Below are 1,786 nucleotides of genomic sequence, written 5' to 3'. Positions count from 1 at the left end.
GAATAGAAGAAACGCGAAACCAACTTTTCCCCTATCGGTTAGCGCTGTTCCTCAAGTTGCCGTCGACCAACTTCTGAAGGCTCAAGACGTCACGGCCACCGTAAAAAAAGCCACCAGCAGAGCCGTAACGGCTTTGGGCTGCTCGGGGAGAATCGCGTGGCTCGCGTGGTCAAGGCGAACGAGTGTCAGTCGATCACCGATATCCCGGCGCAGCGCCTCTGCATTGCTCTTGCCCCGACGCACGGGTTCGCGGACGATCCGATGAATCCAGAGACGGTGGCCGTCGCTGAGGCGATTGGCGCTGACCGCGCCCGAGGCCCGACAACATTCATATTTCGGATCGACGGTCGCGATCGTTTCGGTGGTCGATTGCGGAACGTAGATGATGTCGCCGCGGACGCTGATCGGCCCGGTGATCGTCGAAAATCGATCGACGCCGACATTTTTGTGCCAAACCACCGCGCCGCCGCGCGCCTCGACCACGGCGACGCCGCCCGCTTCGTCGCCGATGGCGAGCACCGGGCGCCCGTCGGCGAGCTTCCCAAGACTGAGCGCCGAGCGAAGATTGCTGCCCAGATTGCGCTGCCAATAGAGACAGCCGCTCTTGCGATTGAACGCATAGATCGACTGGGTATCGGACACTGCGACAAACAGCGCATCGCCCAAGATGACGGGTTGCGACAGCTTCGCCACCCACCTGCTCGAAGACGGCGTCGATATCCGCGTCATCCAGGCGCTGCTCGGCCATGCCAAGCTGGGCACCACCGCCTTCTACACCCAGGTTGCCGCCAAGACCGTCCGCTCGATCGTCAGTCCGCTCGACAGGCTCGCGCTCGCATCGCCGAGCGAGGAGGCACCCGACGGCTGGGGCGGATGCGCGCCTCACTCGAGGTCGCCGACATCTTCCGCGCTGCTGGCCCCGCGTATCGCGCCGCCCATGCCGGGCATCTGAGCCTGCATCAGCTCAAGATCATGTCGGCGATCGAACATTGCCGCACCGCCGCGCTCGGTGGACACGTCGAAGCCTGCACCGACTGCGGGCATTGGCGGATCGCCTACAACAGTTGCCGCAACCGGCATTGCCCCAGATGCCAGGGCGCCGCGGCGCGCACCTGGCTCGAGGCCCGCGAGGCCGACCTGCTCCCGGTCGGCTATTTCCGCGTCGTGTTCACGCTGCCCGCCGAGGTCGCCACGATCGCCTTCCACAACAAGGCGCTCGTCTACGACCTGCTGTTCAAGGCGGCCGCCGACACGATGCTGACCATCGCCGCTGATCCCAAGCACCTCGGCGCCCGGATCGGCATCACCGCCGTCCTCCATACCTGGGGCTCGGCGCTGACCCATCATCCCCATATCCATATGATCGTGCCCGGCGGCGGCATCTCCCGCGATGGAACGCGCTGGATATCCGCACGCCCCGCCTTCCTGCTCCCGGTTCGCGTGCTCGGCACGCTGTTCCGCCGACTTTTCCTCACTCAATCGACTTTTAGAGCCGGATTCTCCGCCTCGCTCCGTGCTGTCGAACCTGGAAGTGTTTCGTTTTTGAATCTTCGTATCATCGACAATGAAACTTCGGGAACAAACGGCAAAAAATTGGCACCCGCGGCGGATGACATGACCGTTCGGCAACAACGGGAAAATCATTCTTGCGGGGTCCCAGACTGACCAGACGCTGGCGCTATTTTGGGGCGAGGCCGCTAGGTCCCCCTTTAATCAAGAAGGAGCCCCAGATGGCCGGTGCACGAACCGCTCCGCGGATTGGTGCTAGCCTCGACGTAAAGCGGCC

1 protein-coding gene and 2 pseudogenes are annotated in these 1,786 nt (G+C 63.3%); 2 read left to right on the top strand and 1 reads right to left on the bottom strand.

Going from position 1 to position 1,786, the window contains the following annotated elements:
- Positions 1 to 81: 81 nt before the first annotated feature.
- Complete coding sequence (locus JHC57_RS18695) at positions 82 to 666, bottom strand: PQQ-binding-like beta-propeller repeat protein (protein ID WP_294031947.1); 585 nt, start codon at positions 664 to 666, stop codon at positions 82 to 84.
- A gap of 16 nt (positions 667 to 682) precedes the next feature.
- Between JHC57_RS18695 and JHC57_RS18690 the strand changes: the two are divergent.
- Both JHC57_RS18690 and JHC57_RS18685 read left to right on the top strand, forming a co-directional pair.
- Positions 683 to 865 (top strand): annotated as a pseudogene (locus tag JHC57_RS18690) (tyrosine-type recombinase/integrase); the annotation flags it as partial.
- A gap of 8 nt (positions 866 to 873) precedes the next feature.
- Positions 874 to 1,479: pseudogene (locus JHC57_RS18685) on the top strand (transposase zinc-binding domain-containing protein); the annotation flags it as partial.
- Between the last annotated feature and the right edge of the window lie 307 nt (positions 1,480 to 1,786).

The sequence above is a fragment of the Sphingopyxis sp. genome (assembly GCF_016463645.1).
Taxonomy (GTDB): Bacteria; Pseudomonadota; Alphaproteobacteria; order Sphingomonadales; family Sphingomonadaceae; genus Sphingopyxis.
The sequence above is the reverse complement of the archived record's forward strand: the minus strand, read 5'-3'. Positions and strand labels throughout refer to the sequence as shown.